Below are 22,418 nucleotides of genomic sequence, written 5' to 3'. Positions count from 1 at the left end.
TATTTTCATGAAAATCAGCGAACTCGAGGCTCGCAGCGGCATCAGCCGCCATACGCTGCGTTACTACGAGCAAATCGGCCTGATCTCACCGCTGCGGCAGCCTAACAACTACCGCGTTTACACAGTGCAAACGCTGCAGCAGCTGCAATTCATCCAGCGCGCGCAAAGCATGGGTTTTTCCCTTGGGGAAATCGGCGAGATTCTGGAAGCCCAGCGAAACAAGACGATCGACTGCGCTGCCGGCGCCAGACTCATCGAAAAGAAGATGGCAGAAATCAGACAGAAAATCGCCGATCTCAAAAGCATTTATCGGTATCTGGATAAAGAGCGTGCCAGCCTCGAAGCCAGTGCCGCCAGCCAGCTGGAGCAACTGCACAACTCGTCCCGCTGAACTGTGCGCATCCAGAAACTGGAAGTTTCAGCCGCTTCCCCGTTTCAGGCACCCTTTTGCATTCTCCATAACCTTTTAGCAGACGCCGGCCGTTATGAGCAGGCGTGCCTGCACTTCCAGGCTGCTCGCAACCTCTGCAAAGCAGGCCTGGGACAGCGAGGCACCGCAGATTGCTTTCTTCGATGCGATCACAAGTGATGGTTGTCCGACGAATGCCGGTTTCATCGCATTGCACCAGATTGGCCGCTCCCGCTTGGGCGTCACGGAAGGCTCAAATCCATACCGAGCATTCTGGCGAGGCCAAAAGTGAAAAGCAGCACACCCAAAAGCAACAGGATGAAAACGGCAGCGATTTTGCCGCCCGTGCGTAGCAGTGCGCGCCTGTCCGTACCCATCTTGCCTTGGTCGTAATGCCACTTGATGGCGAAGAACATGCAGGTCCCGAATATGAGGACCTTGAAGGTAATGAAGACTACAGGGATCCAATCGATCATTTGAAAATTTCCAGCCTATGACTTGCCGCAGCCTGCCGTGAGGAGCCCCCCTCTGATGAGAGATGCCAAGACCTCAACGGGAGCCATACAAGAGTGGCGTTGCAGCACATCCGGGACATACTACGTAAAAGCAATTTCCATACATTGAGAGCAACACTGGGTTTGAAAGCCATGCAAGATGAAAGTTTGCCCCTCTGGTTGCCGCGATTGGCCAGGCATGGCGGACCTCGCTTCTTGCAGATTGCGGACGCATTGCAGGTGGCAGTGGCGAACGGATTGCTGAAACCTGGTGACCGTCTGCCTCCGCAGCGCCGGTTGGCGGCACAGTTGGAGCTCGACCTGACAACGGTCACGCGCGCGTACGACGAAGCCAGGCGCCGCCACTTGCTGGAGGGACGAGGCGCCCGAGGCACTTACGTCGCGGCGCCCAAGGTCGACTTGACAGCCATCCTCGATCTGAGCATGAACACACCACCACCACCGGCTGGCGTGGACTTCGACGACATGCTGAAGCAGGGTCTGTCTCGGGTGTTGATGAGCACGGAAGCTGAACTGCTGATGACTTACCACCTGGGTGGCGGAAGCGACTCAGACCGCAAGGCTGGAGCCCGATGGCTTGAGCCGATGTTCGGACCTCTGGATTCTCGGCAGATTGTCGTCTGTCCAGGCGCACAAGCAGCGATCGCCGCATTGATTCTTGCGCTGACGAAACCTGGCGATGTACTTCTGGCAGAGCCCGCAAGCTACCCCGGCTTGCGCGCCGCAGCAACGCAATTCGGCCGGCGCATCGTTGCAGTGGAAGCGGACAAGCACGGCATGGTCCCCGAGATGCTTGAGCAGGCGTGCCGCCGGCACAAGCCTGGGCTGGTCTACCTCAATCCGACGTTGCACAACCCTACCGCCGTCACCATGGCGGCACACCGGCGCAAGGAACTCGCCAGCGTCGCCAAGCGCTGCCAAATGCGCATCGTCGAGGACGATCCCTACTGGCTTCTTGCCGAGGCACCACCACCCCCTGTTGCCACGTTGGCCCCGGAACAGGTGTGCTACATCTCGACCCTTTCGAAATGCCTGACGCCCGGCTTGCGCGTCGCATTCGTGCTCATACGTGATCCGCACGAACGCGAACGCTTCCTGGACGCCCTGAGATCGTTCGCGCTGATGGCCGCGCCAATGACGGCCGCCCTGGCCACGCAGTGGATCCTTGACGGAACGGCTGACGAACTGATGGAAGGCGTGCGCAGGGAAGCGCGTCTGCGCCACCAGATGGCCAGGGATATTCTGGCGGGGCGATACAGCGGCGCCGGAGACGGCCTGCACGCATGGCTCGAGTTGCCGTCGTACTGGACTCCCTCACAGCTGGCACGCGCGGCCGACCGCGAAGGCATAGCCATTACCCCGGCGGAGGCATTCGCCACCGGTGCAATCAACGGCGTATCCGTGAATGCCATCCGGATCTCTTTGGGCAGCGTCAAGGACCGTGAACGCCTGCAGGCAGGCCTTCAACGGCTGTCTCATCTGCTTGCCCGACGGCCCGAGTCTTTCAGCGCTGCCGCGGTTTAGCGGCCTAGCTGCCCGAGGCGCCTCCTGCTCTTGCGGTGCAGGGTCAGCGTACGCAGACCGGAAGGGGAACCAGCATCGCCACCCACCACCTGGGCCGGTAAATACCTGCCCCCAAACAGGCTGCGAAGATCTGCAGAACATGTCTTCTCTCATCGGCATGCCGTGGCGAACACAGCGGCGCCCTCAAACTCGGCTCTGCAATCGAGGCAGTGAAAGCATTCCAGAGGAGAAATTTCGTCTCCCACGTGTGCGAATGTGTCCGCAAACCCCTTGAGATCCCAAGGGGAGGAGCATTAGCAATCACTTACGTAATGCGATGCCGATGTCTAAAAAGGCCTACAGGCGTCTCCACGCATGATGCCCCCCCCTAGAACGCAAGGCAGGTCACAGGGGTCTGCCTTCTCAACTGAAAGGAGCTAAGCGATGAATCAGCAAACCCATCAGAACCACACCAGCCAGCAACACCAGCAGAATCCCCACCAGAATCAGCCGGGACATCAGCAGCAGCCGCAAAAGCGCACTGACCAGCAACAGCAGCAGAACGCGAACCGCCAGCAGGCTGGACAGAACACCCAGAAACAGAATCAGCATTAATGCGTGATCCGGGCCGGCCTTGCCGAATCGGGGCCGGCTCTTCAAGGATTGATATGTCAACCCCAGCCATCTCTCAAAAACCACCATGCTCGGTGCCAGGCAAACCACCAGAGCGGAATCCGGCTTTCGAGAGTGGCAGCGTGCTATGGGCAGCGCCCCAGCGGCCGGCCTACCCAGGGGATGAGTATGGGGATATTGCCGGGAGCCCTATCCCGTTCAGAAACCAGACACGCCAGACGTCAGCGATCAGCCACCCCGGCAAGCCACACCGCAACACGATTGAGCCATCCCGCAAGGCCTGCAAGCAAAGCGAGAAGTTCTCTCCAAGCCACCGGGCAGCTGAAGCATTTCGCCTGGGGGATTCAACTATCAGTTTCCCGAGGCCAGGATTTCATTGGGCACCCGCATACCTATCGAGGGATGCGCAACGGCGGCGGGATCACTGCCGTACAGGCAAGGACGGCTAGCGGACTTCTCCCATCAGCTGGAATGGCAACACAGGGAGCTTGGGGCAGCCCGGGCAAGCATCGCAGAATTGGAAGCCATGCCGGGCAATCAAGCGCCTCTGCGCTGCCAGATCCCTGGAAAATAGGCCACGACAGACAAATTCCCGTTTCGCTCAACGCGCAAGATCTGTCATCCGCCAGCCCCAATCGGGGCATTACCTTGCAAAGGCGACTCTCAAACGAGCCGCCACTCGCAACTGTCCTGCCCGCTTACATTGGCGAACCGTCGCTCATCATGTACAGCCCGTCTCCGCCGGACCAGCGTTGCATGGTCGCTTGATCCGACGCACGCATGGAGTCACGCGTCGGCATGGCACATCCTGTCAGCATCCCGGCCATTGCTGCAATCAAAAGTAGCGCTTTCATGGAAACTCCTCGAAGTGAAGTCTTTCAGGCTATTCCTGCCAGCCAAGCGTCGTGTAATTTGTTGTTTGATTTGTCCTTCGACTACCCCATTCAAGCAACAGAGCGCTACGCTGAAGCCCGAAATTTCCGAAGCCACCCTCCCAGACCTTTACCAGAGAAAAGGAACAGGCCTCATGCGCCGAACACAACCATCACCGCAAGGCAGGACAGGAAAACTTCTGTGCCACTTCCCACCAAACCGGAAACTTCGCCCATATGTACACAGCCTCGGGCCCCAAACTTGTTCGTGCCGACCGGGCTACTCACTCCAGGCAATGACCGCCAGGCACATGCATCAAGACGCCCGCAGGAAGATGCAACCGGCGGGCTGAGTCACGGAACAGCAGACAAGAAAAAAGCCCTTGCGCTTTTGCACAAGGGCTTGATCCTTTCAGTATTCCTTGGTGGGTCCTGCGAGATTCGAACTCGCGACCAACGGATTAAAAGTCCGCTGCTCTACCGACTGAGCTAAAGACCCGACCTTCGCATCAATGAAGTGATTGCCTCATCAACGGAATGGCGTTATTGTAATACTATTTTTGCCCGCCCATGGACCTGCGGCTGATTTTTTCCATGATCCAGCCGGCCGCACACTGGCCGAAGGTAGCAGTCACCGCCACCGTGGAGCCATAGCCATGGCAGTTGAGCGTACCGTCGCCCTCGATCGCGCATGAGGCGTCGGGCGGTGCCACGGCTTCACGGCTGAAGACACAGGTCACATCCATGCGCTTGCCATCCTTGGGCGCACCATACTCCTTGCGCAGACGGTAGCGCAACTGGGCGAGCAGCGGGTCGTGCGTGGTCGCGCTCAGGTCGGCGATATCGACCAGATGCGCCAGACGCTTGCCCCCCGCGGCCCCTACGGAGATGAAGCACAGCCTGTTTTTCCGCGCATGGGCGGCCATCGCCGCCTTGGCACGGACCTGATCGCAGGCATCGACCACGGCATCGACGCCGCTTGGCAGCAGCGCGGGCCAGTTGTCGGCATCCACGAACTCGTCTATGCAAGTGACCTGGCAGGCGGGATTGATCTGCGCAATGCGCTCGCGCATGGCTTCGATCTTGGCTTGCCCGACGGTATCGGTCAGCGCATGGATCTGGCGATTGATGTTGGACTCGGCCACATGGTCCATGTCGATCAGCGTCAGCCGCCCCACGCCGCTACGTGCGAGCGCTTCAGCAGTCCAGGAACCCACGCCGCCCACTCCGACCACGACGACATGGGAGCCGCGGATGTTGGCTGCGCCCTGCACGCCATACAGGCGCTCCAGTCCGCCGAAGCGGCGCTGCAGATCGGCATCGCCCATAGAAAAAACAGCGCCTGGTTCAGGCGCTGTCATGCCGTTCTCGGTCAAGGTATCGGGCATCACTTCAGGGTCGCCAGCCGGCTCTTGGCGTTGGCTGCGGCTTCCGAGTTCGGATAGGCCTGGATCAGCTCTTCCAGCGTCTTGCGCGCTGCCTTGGCATCCTTGAGCTCCACCTGGCAGTTGGCGATGGACAAGGCAGCCTCGGGTGCGCGCGCGTGCATGGGCGCATTGGTCAGGATGGAGCGGAAGTTGCCGATGGCATTTTTGTAGTCGCGCGTGGCGTACTGCGAATTGCCCAGCCAGAAGCGCGCCGAAGGCGTATAGCCGCTCTTGGGCCACTGGCGCAGGAAGGCCGCGAAGGCTGCTCCCGCTTCCGGGAACTTGCCGCTGCGGAACTGCGCCAGGGCGTCCTCGTATTCGCGCTTCTCGTTGGGATCGGCGTTGAATTCCTGGCCGTCGACGTTCACCGGTGTGGGCTCGAACTGACGCAGACGCTCATCCATGCCCTTGGCCAGATCCTTCTGGCCCCGCTGCAGCTCCGCCGAGTCGCGCATGAGCTGTTCGTTCTGGCCGCGCAGCTTGGCCTGGTCGGCCTTGAGCATCTCGATCTGCGACTGCAGATCCAGCAGGCTGCGGCGCGTCTGCTCCTGGGACTGCTGCAGGCTGTCCAGGCGCTGGCGCAGCTCGATGATGGCGCGGCGCGCCTCGTCATCACCGAACAGGGCAGCCTGCGAACTCACCGCATAGCCGGCCAGGAGGCCGGCTGCCAGCAGCGGGCGCAGCGATACGTGACGAAGAATCAACGAAGCCTGCTTCATCATCAACGGTAGGAGATTTCAACGCGGCGGTTCTGGGCGTAAGCGTCTTCGCTATGGCCTTCGGCAGCGGGCTTTTCCTTGCCGTAGCTGACGGCTTCCATCTGGGCATCGTTCACGCCCAGCAGGCCCAGCGCACGGCGCACGGCCTCGGCACGCTTTTGCCCCAGGGCCAGGTTGTACTCGCGGCCGCCGCGCTCGTCGGTATGGCCTTCCAGTTGCACCTTGGAGCCGGTATGGGACTTGATGAACTTGGCATGGGCTTCGATCTGGGGCTGGGCTTCGGGGCGAACCACGTAGCTGTCGAAGTCGAAGTACACGATGCGGCTCACGCCCTGGGGACCGGCCTTGTCGGCAGCGGAACCGGTCAGGTCCACACCGGACACGCCGCTTTGCGAAGTGCCTGCACCGCCGGCGCCCTGGCTGGTCAGCGAGCCGTCAACGGGCTTGTCGTCAAGCTTCACGCCCGAGCTGCAACCGGCAACCAGAGCCGTCACGGCCAGAGCCAGGGAAAGACGTTTGAAGGTAATCATGGGATTTCTCCGATAGGTCCTTGCGGACATCACACTGTGTAGAGGGAAAGCAAAAAAGAATCAGCGTTTCTGGAACGGGCCCCAGTCGGGCTCGCGAATGTCTCCACCCTGCCCTGCCAGCCGCGCCTTGATCTTGCCGTCCAGCGTGGTGGTCATGAGCGCCTCGCGGCCGCCCTGGATGGTGGCGTAGACGATGAGTCGGCTGTTGGGCGCGAAGCTCGGGCTTTCGTCGGCCGTGGTGTCGGTGACGGAATTCACGGTTCCCGTGGCCAGATCCATGACCTGCAGCTTGAAGGCACCGCCGACGCGCGAGACATAGGCCAGCCACTTGCCGTCGGGGCTGATGGCTGGCGAGATGTTGTAGCTGCCGGTGAAGGTCACGCGCTCTGCGCCGCCGCCCGAAGACGAGACCTTGTAGATCTGGGGTGCGCCGCCGCGGTCGCTGACGAAGTAGATGGTGCGGCCGTCGCTGGAGAAGCAGGGCTCGGTGTCGATGCCGCTGCTTTGCATGAGGCGGCGCGGCTCGCCGCCCTGCGCGCTGATCAGGTACAGCTGGGAGCCGCCATCGCGGCTCAGCGTCACGGCCAGCGTCTGGCCGTCGGGCGACCAGGCCGGAGCGCTGTTGGAGCCGCGGAAGTTGGCCACCAGGCGGCGATGGCCGCTGGCCACGTCGTGCACATAGACCACGGGCTTGCGCGACTCGAACGACACATAGGCCAGTTGCGTGCCGTTGGGCGCCCAGGCCGGAGAAATGATGGGTTCGGGGCTGGACAGCGCCGACTGGGCATTCTCGCCGTCGGCATCGGCCACCCACAGGCGGTAGTGCGCACCCGCCTTGGTCACGTAGGCGATGCGGGTGGAGAAGATGCCCTTCTCGCCCGTGAGCTTTTCATAGATGTAGTCGGCGATGCGGTGGGCCACCAGGCGCAGGTCGCCCGTGGTGACGGCAAAGCCCTGACCACCCAGGTCCTGGCCGCGCACCACGTCCCACAGGCGGAAACGCACGTCGTAGCGGCCGTCGGCCAGGCGCGTCACGCTGCCCACGGCCAGCGAGTCGGCGCCCTTTTGCTTCCACATGGCAACGTCGGGGCGGGAGGATTCGTCCAGCTGGCTGCCCGAGGCATCCACGCCGCGGAACTGGCCGCTGCGCTCCAGGTCGGCCTGGATGATGGCGGAAATCTTCTGGGGCGACTGGCCCTCTCCCTTGAAAGGCGCAATGGCAATCGGCAGCTGGGTCAGGCCCACGCCCGTCACTTCGACCCTGAACTGGGCCAGGGCGGGGATTGCCGATGAAGATGCAAGTGCGGCCAGTACGGTGCGACGCGAGGCGCGCAATCCTGTGGCGCTAGGAGAGAGGGATGGTAGTCGTTCAACAGTCATTGGCAGCCATCAAAAACGTCGGGCAAGCCCGGCACATACACAAGCGCGCATGTTACACATACTGGATGCATCATGATGTAAGACTGTGCACAGTAGGGTGATCCATCAGGCCTTTGTCAAGTCGGACGGAATCCGCTTGCAGCAAGGGCCTGCGGCATGCGCGGGCAGACCGGATGCGGCTTTGGCGCGGCCATCGTGGCACCACACATTCCGGAGCCCTGGTGGCCGCTTTCATGAAACCGCATTGCGGTGCAACGCCTGAAAAGCCGCAAGCTTAGTGCTTCTGCGCGCAGCAGGCAAACGGCCCGGCCTGCGCAGCGCCGCCCGCCCAGCGCCTAGAATCTCGCGCTTATGCAAGCCACTTCGTCCACACCGCCCGAGCCGCCTCCTGAGGCTGCCGCCCCCGGCACGACCGCCAGTGCCGGCCCGGCGCCCCAGGCCGCCCCCCATATTCCGCATGCCACGGCGGCGTCCGACCTGCCGCTGGGCCAGCGCCTGAAGCGGCTGACGCCCTATTTCTCGGGCCAGCGCTGGGCCTGGGTGCTGGCCATTGCGGCCACGCTGGTGGGCGCGGCGACCGAACCGGCCATGCCGGCCCTGCTCAAGCCGCTGCTGGACAGCGGCTTCACCCAGGGCTCGCTGCCGCTGTGGACCGTACCGGTGTTCCTGATCGGCATCTTCATCATCCGCGGCCTGGCCCAGTTCGCCGGCCAGTACGCGCTGGCGCGCATCACCAACGACGGCATGCTGGCGCTGCGCAAAAGCCTGTTCGAGCGCCTGCTGGCGGCCGACATGGGCCTGTTCTCGCGCCAGTCGGCCTCCTCGCTCTCCAACACCGTGGTCTACGAGGTGCAGACCGGCGCGCAGCAGCTGGTGCAGGCCATGATGAGCATCTCGCGCGACGGCTTCACGCTGATCGCGCTGCTGGGCTATCTGATCTATCTGAACTGGCAGCTGACGCTGATCGTGGCCGTGATGGTGCCGGGCGTGGCCTGGATCATGAAGACGCTGTCGCGCCGCCTGTACCGCATCACCAAGTCCAGCCAGGAAGCCACCGACGAGCTGGCCTATGTGGTCGAGGAAAACGTGCTGGCCCACCGCATGGTGCGCCTGCACGGCGCCCAGGCCTCGCAGCAGTCGCGCTTCAGTGCCTTGAGCTCGCGCCTGCGCGGCCTCAATACCAAGGCCACCATCGCCTCGGCCGCCATGACGCCGCTGACCCAGGTGCTGGCCGCCGTGGCCCTGTCCGTCATTCTGTGCATCGCGCTGTGGCAAAGCCGCGAGGCTTCGGAGGCGGCCTCCAGCGTCAAGGATGTGACCGTGGGCAGCTTTGCGGCCTTCATCTCGGCCATGCTGATGCTGATCGCCCCCATCCGCCGCATGGCCGATGTGGCCAATCCCATCACGCGCGGCGTGGCGGCGCTGGAGCGCGGCCTGCACCTGCTCGAAGGCTCGGTCAACGAGCAAGGCGGCAGCTACCGGCCCGCCGCCAGGGTCAGCGGCAATCTGGCCCTGCACGACGTGACCGTGCAGTTCGGCGAGGACAAGGCTCCCGCGCTCTCGCACCTGAACCTCACGGTCAGGGCCGGCGAGGTGGTGGCCCTGGTCGGCCCCTCGGGTGCCGGCAAGACCACGCTGGTCAATCTGCTGCCGCGCTTTCTGTCGCCCACCGGCGGCCGGATTCTGCTGGACGGCGTGGACTTGCCCGAATGGGACCTGGATGCGCTGCGCCGCCAGTTCGCCATGGTCAGCCAGGACGTGGTCATGCTCAACGACAGCGTGGCCGCCAACGTGGCACTGGGCGCCGAGGTGGATGAGGACCGCGTCTGGGCCGCGCTGGATGCCGCCAACCTGAAGGGTTTTGTCCAGAACCTGCCCCAGGGCATGCACACGCTGGTGGGCCACAACGCCAGCCAGCTCTCGGGCGGCCAGCGCCAGCGCCTGGCCATCGCGCGCGCGCTCTACAAGAACGCGCCCATCCTGATCCTGGACGAAGCCACGTCGGCGCTGGACAACGAGTCCGAGCGCCTGGTGCAGGAAGCCCTGAATCGCCTGATGCAGGGCCGCACCACGCTGGTGATCGCCCACCGCCTGTCCACCATCGAGCATGCCGACCGCGTGGTGGTCATGGAGCGCGGCCAGATCGCCGAGCAAGGCACGCATGCCGAGCTGATGGCGATGGATGGCCTGTACGCGCGCCTGCATTCCCAGATCCGCCCGGCCGCCCGGCCCGGCGCCGCAACGAACAAGCCGTAGCAAGAATAGGAGCAGCTTGCGCACAAAGACAAAGGACTTCAGGGTTTATCCTCCCTGAAGTCCTTTTTTCATGAGCGCAAGCCGCTATGAAATTTACCAGCTACCGCGCGGCGCCTGGGTGCGGCGCTCGGCCTGCAAGGCCTTGTTCAGCAAGTCGACCATGTACCGGCGGTCCGCCAGCCTGGCGAAATCCACGGCCGTGAAGCCGCGCTGGTTGCGCAGCACCACATCGGCGCCCTCCTGCAGCAGCAGCCTGACCACGGCCTCGCTGCTGTACTGGGCGGCCAGCATCAGCGGCGTGGTGCCGTTGGGCGAGGCCGCGTCGATGTAGGCATTCTCCTCCAGCAGCAGCTTGACGATGTCCAGCGTCTGCGGCGTATCGGCGGAGGCCGCATAGTGCAGCGGCGCCCAGCCTTCGCGGTTCACGTCGGCCCCGCGCCTGATGAGCTCCCTGGCAATGTCCAGATGGCCCTTGATGCAGGCCATCATCAGCGGCGTCTCGTTCTGGCGCGATGCCAGGTTCACGTCCACGCCCGGCGACTTGAGCAGCACGTCGAACACCTTGAGCGCATCCTGGTGCAGGGCCGAGACCAGCCCCGGGCGCCCGCGCGAATCCAAGGTGTTGGGATTGAAGCCCCTGAAGATCAGGTTGATCATCAGGCTCACGTTGTCGCTGACCAGCGCGCGCGAATAATCGTCGTAGTCGCCGGACCAGGCCGCGCCCGGGAAACCGCCGACTCCCAGCGCCAGCGCGCCCAGGCGCAGCAGGCCCTGGCGGCGGGCAAGGTTTTGACGGCTCGACGTTCCTGCCGTGAACAAGGCCGCAGACGGCTTCATGCACTCCCTCCTGCAGTCACGCCCTTGAACAGGCGGTCGAAGTTGGCACTGGTGGCCTCGGCCACTTCCTCCACGGAAATGCCGCGCACCTGGGCAATCTGCTGCGCCACGAAGGGCACGTAGGAAGGATTGTTGGTCTTTCCGCGGTAGGGCACGGGCGCGAGATAGGGACTGTCGGTCTCGATCAGCAGGCGGTCCAGCGGCACGAAGGCCGCCACGTCGCGCAGGTGCTGGGCGCTCTTGAAGGTCACGATGCCCGACAGCGAGATGTAGTAGCCCATGTCCAGCCCGGCGCGCGCCACTTCGGCCGTCTCGGTGAAGCAGTGGAACACGCCGCCGGCCTGGGTGGCGCTGTCGGCCTCGCCGCATTCGCGCAGAATGGCCAGGGTGTCTTCCGAGGCGCTGCGCGTATGGATGACCAGCGGCTTGTGCGCGATCTGGCCCGCGCGGATATGGGTGCGAAAGCGCTCGCGCTGCCATTCCAGGTCGGCAACCGAGCGGCCGCCCTTGCGGTCTTCCATGCCGTAGTAGTCCAGCCCGGTCTCGCCGATGGCCACCACGCGCGGCAGGGCCGCCCGCTCGACCAGGTCCTGCACGCTGGGCTCGGTCATGTCCTCGGTATCCGGATGCACGCCCACCGTGGCCCAGAAGTTGTCATAGTCCAGCGCCAACTGGTGCACCTCGCCGAACTCTTCCATCGTCGTGCAGATGCACAGCGCACGCGTGACCCTGGCGGCGGCCATGGCCTCGCGGATCTGCGCCAGGTTGGCGCTCAGCTCAGGGAAGTTCAGGTGGCAGTGGGAATCTGTAAACATAGAAATTGGCCCCTCTGCGCGGCTGCGCCGCTTCCCCCAAGGGGACGGCATCTTCGCTGCGAGGCGGCTCCTGCTCGGCGCCTCTCGTATGGAGCGCGCCAGTATTGAAAAATCAGACGGTCTGTGTGGGTTTCTCTGAGCCCAGCGCCGTGCCCAGGATCTGCTCGATCTTGGCCTTGAGCTGGGCGGATTTCTCGTCCTTGGGGAACTGTATGCCCACGCCCTGGGTGCGGTTGCCGGGCGCGCGCTCCGGCGTTACCCATGCCACGCGGCCGGCCACCGGATAGCGCTGGGGATCGTCGGGCAGGGTCAGCAGCACATAGACATCATCGCCCAAACGGTAGTCGCGCTGCGTGGGCACGAAAATCCCCCCCTCGGCGAACAAAGGAATATAGGCGGCGTAAAGCGCTGCCTTTTCCTTGATCGCCAGCTGCATCACGCTGGGGCGGGGTGTGGAGGAAGCGTTCATAGGTGTAGCAAATTCGCAAGTGAAACCGGCTGGCCAGGACCTGTAGGTTAACAGCCTGCCGACAGGCCATAAGGCCGGATAAGGCCGGATACCAGACCGATCCAGGCCTGCAGGACCAGCTCCGCCTTCAGCGCGGCGACCTGGCCCGGGCGCGCTGGCCCGACAGCAGCACGCCGCGCGCCCTGGCCGCCAGGGCCTCCATCATCAGTCCGTTGTTGAACGGATGCTCGGCCGTGCGCGCCGCCTGCACCAGCTCGCGCGACCAATCGGCCAGCAGCGCCATGGACAAGGGCTTGCCCGGCAGGTCGGCCGGCGAGAAATAGCGCGCCGGCGCACCGCTGGCCAGCGCCATCAGGTCATGGCAGATCTTCTGCAGCGCGCTGACCGCATCGGGTGCGGAAAATGCAGCCAGCGCCGCCACGTCGCCCCTGGCCAGGTTGCGCGGCAGCTGCGACCAGGCAGCCACGCCCGCGCCTTCGCGGGCCAGGGCCAGCGCATCGCCCGGACGCCCGCCGGCGGCCTGCAGCGCCGTGGCTGCCATGGCGGCCTCCACGCCCTGCTGCGCCAGCCAGGCCTGCGCCTGATCCGCATCGGGCCAGGCCATGGTGTGGGTCAGGCAGCGGCTGCGGATGGTGGGCAGCAACTGGTGAGCCGCTTCGCTGGCCAGCACGAAGCGCGTGTCGCCCGGCGGTTCCTCCAGCGTCTTGAGCAGGGCATTGGCCGTGATGGCGTTCATCTGCTCGGCCGGGTAGACCAGCACGGCCTTGCCGCGGCCGCGCGCGCTGGTGCGCTGGCAGAACTCCACGGCATCGCGCATGGCCTCCACGCGGATCTCCCGGCTGGGCTTGCGCTTCTTGTCGTCGATTTCGGCCTGGGCCTTTTCGGGCAATGGCCAGCCCAGCGCCATCATCTGCACCTCGGGCATGAGCACGCACAGATCGGCATGCGCGCGCACGTCGATCGCATGGCAGCTGCCGCAATGGCCGCAGGCGCCCTGCTCCGTGGGCTGCTCGCACAGCCAGGCACGCACCAGCGACAGGCCCAGCGCGTACTGGCCCAGGCCCGAAGGCCCCTGCAACAGCCAGGCATGGCCGCGCTGGGCCAGCAGGCGCTCGCGCTGCGCCGCAATCCAGGGCGCCCGGGTTTCCGCAGGCTGCAGGTCCTGCTCCAGATCGGCGCTCATGCCTGCTCCCTGGTGTCCGCCGTCTTGGTGCCCACCATGATGGCCAGCCAGCCCTTGCGCACCATGGCCTGCACGACCTGCTGCCACACGGCATGACGGCTGGCGTTGGCGTCGATGCGGGCAAAGCGCGCGGGCGCTGCCTGGGCGCGGTCGGCATAGCCCCGTGCCACGCGGGCAAAGAATTCGCCGGGCTGGGCCTCGAAACGGTCCGGCACGCGGGCCGTGGCCAGGCGCTCGGCCGCCACGGCAGCGGGCAGGTCGAACCACAGGGTCAGATCGGGCTCGCGCAGCAGGTGCGGCTGGGGCGCGGTGCCGGTCTGCACCATGCGCTCCAGCGTGGCAAGCTGGCCCCGGTCGAAGCCGCGGCCCGCGCCCTGGTAGGCAAAGGTGGCATCGGTGAAGCGATCGCAGATCACCACCTCGCCGCGCGCCAGCGCCGGCTCGATGACCTGCACCAGATGGTCGCGCCGCGCGGCAAAGGCGATCAGGGCCTCGGTCAGCGGGTCCATGGCGTCGTGCAGCATCAGCGCGCGCAGCTTTTCGGCCAGCGGCGTGCCGCCGGGCTCGCGCGTCAGCGTCACCACTCGGCCCTGGTCGCGGAATGCCTGCGCCAGCGCCTCGATGTGCGAGGACTTGCCGGCGCCGTCTATGCCTTCGAAACTGATGAACAGTCCTGTTGTCATTTCAAAATCATCCATTCATTGCGCCGTGCGTTGCCAGCCACGCAAGCAACCGGCACGGCCCCTGCGACGCATGCGGGGCAAGGGCCCGGGCCGGCAGGCATCGCCGCCTGCTTCAGTGCCGCGAGAGCGGGGGGAGACGCGGACGGCTCAGGGGGTGCTCATTGCTGGCCGCGCTGGTAGCGGTTCACCGCCCTATTGTGCTCGTCCAGCGAAGCGCTGAAGTGGCTGGTGCCGTCGCCGCGCGCCACGAAGTACAGCGCCTTGGTCTGCTCGGGCTGCACCGCGGCCATGAGCGCGGCCTTGCCCGGCATGGCGATCGGCGTGGGCGGCAGGCCTGCACGGGTATAGGTGTTCCAGGGCGTATCGGTCAGCAGGTCGCGCTTGCGCAGATTGCCGTCGAACTTCTCGCCCAGGCCGTAAATGACCGTGGGATCGGTCTGCAGCAGCATGCCGATGCGCAGGCGGTTGCTGAACACGCCGGCGATCAGCGCACGATCGGAGGCCTTGCCGGTCTCCTTTTCCACGATGCTGGCCAGGATCAGGGCTTCCTCGGGCGTCTTCAGCGGCGTGTTGGCCGCGCGCATGGCCCAGGCATCGGCCAGGCGCCGGTCCATGGCATGCAGGGCGCGGCGCAGCACGGCCATGTCGGAGCTGCCCTTGGCATAGGTATAGGTATCGGGAAAGAAGCGCCCCTCGGGCACCACGCCCGCGCGGCCCAGGGCCGCCATCAGCGCTTCGTCGCTGAGCGTGGCGCTGTCATGGCGCAGGAACTCCTCGCGTCCCAGCGCCGCGCGCACCTGGCGCCAGTTCCAGCCCTCCACCAGGGTCAGCGCGCGCAGCGACTCCTCCCCGCGCGCAAGCTTTTGCAGCAGCACATAGGGCGTGAGGCCGGTGGTCAGTTCGTAGTTGCCGGCCTTGATCAGCCGGTCCTTGCCCGAGAAGCGGAACCAGGCATACAGCAGCCGGGCATCGACCTGCACGCCGGACTTGACCACATTCGCGGCCACGCCGCGCGGCGTGGTGCCGGGCTCGATCTCCAGCTCCAGCACGGGCTGGCTCAGCTCCAAGGGGTGGTTCAGCCACCACCATGCACCGCCGGCTGCGGCGGCAGCCAGCACAATCAACAACATCAGTGCTCGAAAAATGGCACGCACAACCTTGATCCATGAAAGCCTTGGACCGGCGATCATAATTCAGCCATGACCCAGACCCTGACGACGTCCTCCGTACCCGCTCTTGATGGCATTGCCCCGATTTCCCAGCTTGGCGTGATCCGCGCCGTCGGCGAAGACGCCGCCAGCTTTCTGCACGGCCAGCTGACGCAGGACTTCGCGCTACTCGACGCCCGGCATGCGCGCCTGGCCGCCTTCTGCTCCGCCAAGGGCCGCATGCTGGCCAGCTTCATAGGCTTCAGGCACGGCACCGACGAGATCCTGCTGGTCTGCGACCGCAGCCTGCTGGCGCCCACGCTCAAGCGCCTGTCCATGTTCGTGCTGCGCGCCAAATGCAGGCTCAGCGATGCCACGGCCGATTTCGCCCTGCACGGCCTGGCCGGCAGCGCAGCCGAGGCATTCCTTGCCGCCGGCACGGCTCCCTGGACCAGGACAACCGAGGCAGACGCCACCGTGGTCGCGCTCTACCCTGCCGCAGGCCGGTCCCGCGTGCTGTGGGTGGCACCGGCTGGCACGCCTGCGCCCCAGGGTCCGGCACTGAGCGAAGCCCAATGGCAATGGAGCGAGGTGCAAAGCGCCGTGGCCACGCTGTCGGCCCCGGTGGTCGACGCCTTTGTGCCGCAGATGCTCAACTACGAATCGGTGGGCGGCGTGAACTTCAAGAAGGGCTGCTACCCCGGCCAGGAAGTGGTGGCCCGCAGCCAGTTCCGCGGCACGCTCAAGCGCCGCGCCTATCTGGTGCATGCCGACCAGCCGCTGGCCGCAGGCCAGGAAGTGTTTGCTCCCGATGAACCGGAGCAGGCCACGGGCACCGTGGTGCAGGCCGCCGCAGCGCCCGGCGGCGGCTGGGATGCGCTGGTATCCATGCAGATTGCATCGGCCTCGCGCAATGATTTGTTTGCCCACGCCAAGCTGGCCGAAGGCCAGAGCGCCGATGTCACCCAGGGTGTGGCGCTGCAGGTGCTGCCCCTGCCCTACGCGCTGCTGGACGATATCTGATACAGCGACCTTCCTCGATCCAACCGTGAGGAAAGCGCCCGCGACGGCAGGCACCGCCTCTTTCGCCAGGGGCGCCGAGCAAGAGCCGCCTCGCGGCGGGGGTGCCTAGCCGAAGGCGTCGTCCCCCTGCCGAAGAGAGAGGGGGAAGGCGCAAAGCGCCTCAGGGAGTGAACACCTTTTTCATGGTGATGTGGGGAATGCCTGCCTCTTCATAGGGCTCGCCCACGGGCGTGAAGCCGGCGCGGCTGTAGAAAGGCTGGGCATGGCGCTGGGCGTGCAGCACGACCTCCTGGTCGCCGCGCTGGCGCGAGGCCTCGATCAGGCTGTCGAGCACCATGCGTCCCCAGCGTCCGCCGCGCACGCTGCGGTCCACGGCCATGCGCCCGATGCGGCCCACGCCCGGGCTGTCGCTGACCAGGCGGCCCGTGGCAATCGGCTGCTGCAGCCCGTTGAACACCACCGCATGGCGGGCCACGGTGTCAAACTCGTCGATCTCGATCTCGCGCGGCACGCCCTGCTCCTGCACGAAGACGGCCATGCGCAGGCGCTCGGCGTCGCGGCCCAGGTCGTTCCAGCTGCCCGAGCGCAGGCTCACCACGCTGCGGCCTTCCTCGAAGGCCGTGAGCACGTCGCGCAGTGCCTGGGGCACGGGCTTGGGCTGCTGCGTGGCGGCATCGGCAAACACATAGACCAGCTCCACGGTGTTGAGCAGCTGCAGGCCGCGGAAGATGCCGGCCTCGAACTGCAGCGAGGTATTGCCCTGCCTGATGCAGCGAATGCCCACATCCAGCACGTCGCCCAGCGTGGCCGAAGCGTGATAGGTGGTGCTGGCCTTCTTGACGAACAGCTCACCGCCCAGCGCCGCGAAGCTGCTCTCGTACGGCAGGGCCAGCTGGCGCCAGTAGCTGGTGACGGCCACGTCGGCATACATCAGGTAATGGGCATTGAAAACGATTTTCTGGGCATCCACTTCGGCCCAGCGCACCTCGATGCGCTGAAAGCAGCGAAAGTCTTCACGTTGCATGGTTGGGTTTCCTGTCGTTGGCAAAAAAGGGGGCGGTGTTCAGAGCGCAAACGCTTCACGCAGCGCCCGGGCCATGTCCGCATGGGCCTGGCGCGCCTCGGGAATCGCGCGGCCCATCTTCACGAACTCATGGGTCACGCCGCGGTAGATCTCGAGGTCCACGGGCACGCCCGCCATGCGCAGCTTGTCGGCGTATTCCACGCCCTCGTCCACCAGCGGGTCGCACTCGGCCAGACCTATCCACGCCGGCGCCACGCCTTCCACATCGGGCGCCAGCAGCGGCGCAAAGCGCCAGTCGTCGCGGTCCGCGGGCGTGTTCACATACTGGGCGAAGAACCAGCTGATCACGGCCTCGTCCAGCACCGGCCCGTGGGCGAAGCGGCGGTGCGAATCCGTGTCCTGGTGCGCCGTGGTGCCGGGATAGATCAGCAGCTGCAGCGCCAGCGGCAGGCCCGCGTCGCGCGCCTGGATGGCACAGGCCGCCGACAGCGTGCCTCCCGCGCTGTCGCCGCCCACGGCCAGGCGGCTGGCGTCGCCGCCCAGCCCGGCCGCATGGGCCGCCAGCCACTGCAGCGCATCCCAGGCATCGTTGTGCGCAGTGGGGAATTTGTACTCGGGCGCCAGCCGGTAGCCGAGCGACACCACCATGCAGCCGCCCAGGTGCGCAAGCTGCCGGCACAGCGCATCGTGGGTGGCCACGCTGCCCACGGTAAATCCGCCGCCGTGCAGGTACAGCAGCACGGGCAGGCCCGAAGCAGGCGCTTCGGCGCGATCCACGGGCGCATACAGGCGCGCCGGCAGCAAGGCGCCGTCGCGCACGGGAATCTGCAGCTCCTGCACGCGCGCCAATGCCGGCTTGAGGATCTCCAGCACGCCGGAGCCTGCCTCGTACGCCGCCTTGGCGCCCTGCGCACCCAGCAGGTGCATGGGCGTGCGCGCCGCGCGCTGCATCCGCACCACCACATCGCGCATGTTCTTGGTCAGGGCTTCGGGCAAGGCATGAGCGGCCTTCGGTTCGGCAGGCTGGGACACCGGGATTTCCTCGTTCAAAACAGAGCGTCCGATTTTGCCCGCAGCGCGGCCCCTGCGCGGAGCTCCGATTGACAATCCAGGCCTCTGCAATGCGGTCCTGTCCCCCATGCGACGTGGGATGCCGGCAGCAGGCCGGCTCTCAGGGTTTGCTTTGTTTGCGGTGCAGCATGCGGGGACTAGATTAAAAGCCCGGCCGGGCCGGGACCCTGCTTCCCCTGCCCGGCACCAGAAACTTTCTGCTTACCCGTATTGCCATGGCCTTCATCAATTACGTCACCCAGATCCAGTTCGACTTCGGCGCCGTGCGCCTGCTGCGCCAGGAGTGCCAGCGCGTGGGCATCGGCAAACCCCTGATCGTGACGGACCAGGGCGTGAAGGCGGCCGGGGTGCTGCAAAAGGCATTGGACGCCCTGGGCGATCTGCCCCATGCCGTCTTCGACCAGACGCCGTCCAACCCCACCGAGGCCGCAGTGCGCGCCGCCGCGGCGCTCTACAAGGAGCAAGGCTGCGACGGCCTGATCGCCGTGGGCGGCGGCAGCGCCATCGACTGCGCCAAGGGCGTGGCCATCGCCGCCACACACGAGGGGCCGCTGTCCTCTTACGCGACCATCGAAGGCGGCTCGCCCAGGATCACGGAGGCCGTGGCACCGCTGATCGCCGTGCCCACCACCAGCGGCACGGGCAGCGAGGTGGCGCGCGGCGCCATCATCATCGTCGACGACCACCGCAAGCTCGGTTTCCACAGCTGGCACCTGGTGCCCCGGGCCGCCATCTGCGACCCCGAGCTGACCTACGGCCTGCCGCCGCTGCTGACGGCCGCCACGGGCATGGATGCCATTGCGCATTGCATGGAGACCTTCATGGCATCGGCCTTCAACCCGCCGGCCGACGGCATCGCGCTGGACGGCCTGGCGCGCGGCTGGGCGCACATCGAACGCGCCACGCGCAGCGGCCAGGACGGCGAAGCCCGCCGCCAGCTCATGAGCGCCAGCATGCAGGGCGCCATGGCTTTCCAGAAAGGACTGGGCTGCGTGCACAGCCTGAGCCACAGCCTGGGCGGCATCAACCCGCGCCTGCACCACGGCACGCTCAACGCCATGTTCCTGCCCGCCGTGGTGCGGTTCAATGCCGGCGCCGACAGCGTGCAGCGCGAAGACCGCCTCGACCGCATGGCCCATGCCATGGGGCTGGCCAGCGGCAGCGATATTCCGGCCGCCATCCGGGACATGAATGCCCGCCTGGGCCTGCCCACGGGCCTGGCTGCCATGGGCGTGGAGCGCTCGCAGTTCGCGGCCGTGATCGGCGGCGCGCTCAAGGACCATTGCCACGCCACCAATCCGCGCCTGGCCTCGGCCGAAGACTACGAGCAACTGCTGGCCGACTCCATGTAAAGGAAAAAATGCTGCAAACGCTTTCCCATCAAGCGTTTGCAGCTATTGTTTTTAATAAAGCTCACCGTCTCTCAGGCGGACTCGCTGCCGGCCTCCCTGGCATTGCCGCCCTGCACCGTGCGCACCTGTTCCATCAGCTGGTCGGCCATGGTGCGCAGCAGCGCCAGCTCGTCCGCCGTCATCTCGCGCGGCTGGTCTGCCATGATGCAGAAGCTGCCCAGCACCTGGCCCTGCCGGCCCGTGATCGGCACGCCCGCATAGAAGCGCACCTGCCGCTGCTGCAGCACGGGGTTGCGCGCAAAGCGCGGGTCCCGCGCGATATTGTTGATCACCACCGGCTCCCGGCCGTGGACCACATAGGAACACACGGCCTGATCGCGCGCCATGCCGGCGGCCTGCGGCTGCTCCCGGTCGACGATGAACAGGCTTCCCGGCGTGTGCACGCGGTCCGCATCCACCCACGACACCTGTGCCCACGGCACGTGGAAGGCATTGGCCGCCTGCTGCACGGCATCGTGGTAGGTGGACAGCAGGCCGGCATCGAGCACGCCGCTGGCATGCAGCGCCTGCACCCGCTGCGCGTCGTCCTCGGGCAACGGCGCCGCGATGCCGCCCTGGTTGCCGTCGGCGACCTGCAGGGCGCTGACCCACAGCTGCAGCTCGTGCAGGCTGCTCACACAGGCGTGGGCGCCGCACTGGGCCGCGAAATCGGGCTCCTCGCTCCCCGCGCCGGGCGCAGCGGCATTCCATAGCGCCAGCACCACCTTCAGGTGCGGCCAGCGCTCCCGGATGCGCCGCACCATGCGCCGCGCCACGGGCTGCGGCCGCGCACCGAAGAGGGAGAGCACCAGCAGATCGGCCTGCGGCATGGCGCGCACCCATTCTGGCTCCAGGCTGGCGCCCGTGCTGTTCCACTCCATGCCGCGCTGCGCCCACTGAGGATCGACGGCCACCGCCCAGGTGGAGCAGCTCGCGCGATGGCCGTGCAGGTCCTGCACATGCGCGACCATGGCGGCGGCCAGCGCATCGACTTCCCAGCGCGCGCCCGCGCAATGGATGCGCAGGCGGGTGCCGCCTTCGGGCACCGCGCCCTCGGCGCCATAGTGCTCCTGCAGCTCCTCGATCAGCGTATCCATGCCGCTGGACAGGCGCAACCGGTGCTCGGCCGTGGCCGATTCCAGGTGTTGCTGGGCGGCCAGCCGCAGTGCCGGAATGGCCACCTCGTCATAGAAGCCCGCCACGGCGGCGGCCCGTCCCTCCGCGCCGGGCCTGGCGGCCACCCGGGACTGGATGTTTTCCAGCGCCATGGCAATGGCGTCATCGGTATCGTCGGCCAGCAGGCGCTGGTACAGCCGCTGCTGCAGTCCCAGCACGGGGGCGCTGCCCAGCAGCACCTCCATGAACTGCAGGGCCGGAATATAGCGCCCCAGCACCAGCAGGCAGACGGTGAGCGGCGTGGAGAGGATCAGGCCGATGGGGCCCCACAGCGCCGTCCAGAACGTGGCCGCGACGATGATGGACAGCGTGGACAGGCCGGTGCTGGCGCCATAGAGCCAGGGCTCGATCACGTTGTTGCTGACCAGCTCCAGCGCCAGGATCAGGCCCAGGGTCAGCAGCAGCATGTGCCATCCAGGATCGACCGCGAATGCCAGCGCCAGCGGGAAGACGGCCGAGATCATCGGCCCCACGTAAGGCACGAAACGCATCAGCGCGCCCAGCGCACCCCACAGGATGGCACCCGGCACGCCGATGAACCACAGGCCCACGCCCAGCGGCAGGCCGTAGCTGACGTTGACGATGAACTGCATGCGCAGGTATTTGCCAATGCGCTCGGAAGCCTCGTCCAACGCATCCGTGGCCACATGCAGATTGCCGCCCATCAGGCGCAGCAGCCGGTCGCGCAGGTCGTCGCGGTCCAGCAGGATCAGGATGACGAACAGCAGCACGATGCCCGCCGTGGTCACGGGCTCGGCCACGCGGCTGAGCCACTGCAGCATGCGCGTGGTGGGCTTGGACTCGGGCGTCTGTATCTCCACCTTCTGCACGCGCGGCGCCGCCGTGCCGCTGGTGATTTCCTTTTCCACGGCGTTGTAGGTCTTGACCGCGCCATCCCAGGCGCTGGGCATGTTGATGCTCTTGCGCAGCGAGCGCAGCTTGCCGCGGATGGTGCTCTGATAGGTGGGCAGGTCGGCGCTGAGCTGCTGCACCTGGCTGCCCAGATACACGCCCAGGCCCGCCAGCACGCTCAGCGCCAGCGCCACCACCACGATGGCCGAGGCCATGCGCGGCAGCCCCCAGCGGCGCAGCCGCGAGACGGCAGGGTCCAGCAGGAAGCCGAACAGCAGCGCCAGCGCCAGGGGAATCAGCAGTTCGCGCCCGAAGTACAGGCCGGCGATCACGATGGTGGCTATCAGCAACCCTACCAGCAGGCGCAGCGCGGGCACCATGCCGGCCAGTTGCGCCAGCGGCGCCAGCTCGGGTACGGGCAGGCGCGCGCGCCTTTCGGGGCCGCTCCATGGGGCGGCAGGCCTGGCGTTCTCGGAGGTGGGAGGCAGGGGCTCGGACATAG

The 22,418-nt window shown here is 66.0% G+C and carries 21 protein-coding genes and 1 tRNA gene; 5 read left to right on the top strand and 17 right to left on the bottom strand.

The features are described 5' to 3' along the window. Window positions 1–7: 7 nt before the first annotated feature. On the top strand, window positions 8–391 hold the full coding sequence (locus V8Z74_RS05255) for a MerR family transcriptional regulator (protein WP_066470714.1): 384 nt from the start codon (window positions 8–10) through the stop codon (window positions 389–391). A gap of 260 nt (window positions 392–651) precedes the next feature. Here V8Z74_RS05255 and V8Z74_RS05250 read toward each other — a convergent pair whose 3' ends face one another. Beyond that, a complete protein-coding gene (locus V8Z74_RS05250; RefSeq protein WP_349708340.1) occupies window positions 652–885 on the bottom strand; it encodes a hypothetical protein in 234 nt (77 codons plus the stop codon). A 171-nt stretch (window positions 886–1,056) separates the two neighbouring features. Between V8Z74_RS05250 and V8Z74_RS05245 the strand changes: the two genes are divergently transcribed. Continuing rightward, window positions 1,057–2,448, top strand: a complete 1,392-nt coding sequence (locus V8Z74_RS05245) for an aminotransferase-like domain-containing protein (protein ID WP_349708447.1) — start codon at window positions 1,057–1,059, stop codon at window positions 2,446–2,448. 402 nt (window positions 2,449–2,850) lie between these two features. Here V8Z74_RS05245 and V8Z74_RS05240 read toward each other — a convergent pair whose 3' ends face one another. The 7 genes from V8Z74_RS05240 to tolB form a co-directional block, all read right to left on the bottom strand. After that, window positions 2,851–3,129 (bottom strand): hypothetical protein, encoded by a 279-nt coding sequence (locus V8Z74_RS05240; RefSeq protein WP_349708338.1) that lies wholly within the window; start codon window positions 3,127–3,129, stop codon window positions 2,851–2,853. Between the two features lie 629 nt (window positions 3,130–3,758). After that, complete coding sequence (locus tag V8Z74_RS05235; protein WP_349708337.1) at window positions 3,759–3,914, bottom strand: hypothetical protein; 156 nt, start codon at window positions 3,912–3,914, stop codon at window positions 3,759–3,761. A 441-nt stretch (window positions 3,915–4,355) separates the two neighbouring features. Next, a tRNA-Lys gene (locus V8Z74_RS05230) sits at window positions 4,356–4,431 on the bottom strand. 55 nt (window positions 4,432–4,486) lie between these two features. Beyond that, on the bottom strand, window positions 4,487–5,320 hold the full coding sequence (locus V8Z74_RS05225) for a tRNA threonylcarbamoyladenosine dehydratase (RefSeq protein ID WP_502879451.1): 834 nt from the start codon (window positions 5,318–5,320) through the stop codon (window positions 4,487–4,489). After that, window positions 5,320–6,081, bottom strand: coding sequence for a tol-pal system protein YbgF (gene ybgF / locus V8Z74_RS05220; RefSeq protein ID WP_349708335.1), 762 nt, complete (start codon window positions 6,079–6,081; stop codon window positions 5,320–5,322). The genes V8Z74_RS05225 and ybgF overlap by 1 nt, the downstream gene beginning before the upstream one ends. Next, entirely contained in the window at window positions 6,081–6,608 is a 528-nt protein-coding gene (pal, locus tag V8Z74_RS05215) for a peptidoglycan-associated lipoprotein Pal (RefSeq protein ID WP_349708333.1), read from the bottom strand. The genes ybgF and pal overlap by 1 nt, the downstream gene beginning before the upstream one ends. 60 nt (window positions 6,609–6,668) lie before the next feature. After that, a complete protein-coding gene (tolB, locus tag V8Z74_RS05210) occupies window positions 6,669–7,988 on the bottom strand; it encodes a Tol-Pal system beta propeller repeat protein TolB (RefSeq protein WP_349708331.1) in 1,320 nt (439 codons plus the stop codon). A gap of 351 nt (window positions 7,989–8,339) precedes the next feature. Between tolB and msbA the strand changes: the two genes are divergently transcribed. Then, window positions 8,340–10,244: a lipid A export permease/ATP-binding protein MsbA gene (gene msbA, locus V8Z74_RS05205; RefSeq protein ID WP_349708330.1), complete on the top strand. Its 1,905-nt coding sequence runs from the start codon at window positions 8,340–8,342 to the stop codon at window positions 10,242–10,244. 93 nt (window positions 10,245–10,337) lie between these two features. Here msbA and V8Z74_RS05200 read toward each other — a convergent pair whose 3' ends face one another. The 6 genes from V8Z74_RS05200 to mltG form a co-directional block, all read right to left on the bottom strand. Next, on the bottom strand, window positions 10,338–11,081 hold the full coding sequence (locus V8Z74_RS05200) for an ankyrin repeat domain-containing protein (protein WP_349708328.1): 744 nt from the start codon (window positions 11,079–11,081) through the stop codon (window positions 10,338–10,340). Then, a complete protein-coding gene (locus V8Z74_RS05195) occupies window positions 11,078–11,896 on the bottom strand; it encodes a TatD family hydrolase (RefSeq protein WP_066470805.1) in 819 nt (272 codons plus the stop codon). The genes V8Z74_RS05200 and V8Z74_RS05195 overlap by 4 nt, the downstream gene beginning before the upstream one ends. A 112-nt stretch (window positions 11,897–12,008) precedes the next feature. Next, a complete protein-coding gene (locus V8Z74_RS05190) occupies window positions 12,009–12,365 on the bottom strand; it encodes a PilZ domain-containing protein (protein ID WP_349708326.1) in 357 nt (118 codons plus the stop codon). A gap of 127 nt (window positions 12,366–12,492) precedes the next feature. Continuing rightward, complete coding sequence (locus tag V8Z74_RS05185; RefSeq protein WP_349708324.1) at window positions 12,493–13,548, bottom strand: DNA polymerase III delta subunit-related protein; 1,056 nt, start codon at window positions 13,546–13,548, stop codon at window positions 12,493–12,495. Then, window positions 13,545–14,231, bottom strand: coding sequence for a dTMP kinase (gene tmk / locus V8Z74_RS05180; protein ID WP_349708323.1), 687 nt, complete (start codon window positions 14,229–14,231; stop codon window positions 13,545–13,547). Before tmk ends, V8Z74_RS05185 begins: the two co-directional genes overlap by 4 nt. Window positions 14,232–14,389: 158 nt before the next feature. Beyond that, window positions 14,390–15,385 (bottom strand): endolytic transglycosylase MltG, encoded by a 996-nt coding sequence (gene mltG, locus V8Z74_RS05175; protein WP_066470809.1) that lies wholly within the window; start codon window positions 15,383–15,385, stop codon window positions 14,390–14,392. 45 nt (window positions 15,386–15,430) lie between these two features. On the opposite strand from mltG, the gene ygfZ reads away from it, so the two are divergent. Continuing rightward, window positions 15,431–16,402, top strand: a complete 972-nt coding sequence (gene ygfZ / locus V8Z74_RS05170) for a CAF17-like 4Fe-4S cluster assembly/insertion protein YgfZ (RefSeq protein WP_349708321.1) — start codon at window positions 15,431–15,433, stop codon at window positions 16,400–16,402. A gap of 160 nt (window positions 16,403–16,562) precedes the next feature. On the opposite strand, the gene V8Z74_RS05165 is transcribed toward ygfZ, so the two are convergent. After that, window positions 16,563–17,426, bottom strand: coding sequence for a YbgC/FadM family acyl-CoA thioesterase (locus V8Z74_RS05165; RefSeq protein ID WP_349708319.1), 864 nt, complete (start codon window positions 17,424–17,426; stop codon window positions 16,563–16,565). A gap of 39 nt (window positions 17,427–17,465) precedes the next feature. Beyond that, window positions 17,466–18,398, bottom strand: coding sequence for an alpha/beta hydrolase (locus V8Z74_RS05160; RefSeq protein WP_349708443.1), 933 nt, complete (start codon window positions 18,396–18,398; stop codon window positions 17,466–17,468). 314 nt (window positions 18,399–18,712) lie between these two features. Between V8Z74_RS05160 and gbd the strand changes: the two genes are divergently transcribed. Then, window positions 18,713–19,849: a 4-hydroxybutyrate dehydrogenase gene (gbd, locus tag V8Z74_RS05155; protein WP_349708317.1), complete on the top strand. Its 1,137-nt coding sequence runs from the start codon at window positions 18,713–18,715 to the stop codon at window positions 19,847–19,849. A gap of 71 nt (window positions 19,850–19,920) precedes the next feature. Here the strand turns inward: gbd and V8Z74_RS05150 are convergent, their stop codons facing one another. Further along, window positions 19,921–22,416 carry an AI-2E family transporter gene (locus tag V8Z74_RS05150; protein ID WP_502879449.1) on the bottom strand — a complete coding sequence of 832 codons (2,496 nt, stop codon included), beginning with the start codon at window positions 22,414–22,416 and terminating at the stop codon, window positions 19,921–19,923. Window positions 22,417–22,418: the final 2 nt, after the last annotated feature.

The organism is Comamonas sp. w2-DMI (genome assembly GCF_040187735.1).
GTDB lineage: Bacteria > Pseudomonadota > Gammaproteobacteria > Burkholderiales > Burkholderiaceae_C > Comamonas > Comamonas terrae.
This window is presented reverse-complemented; position numbering and strand designations above follow the sequence as displayed.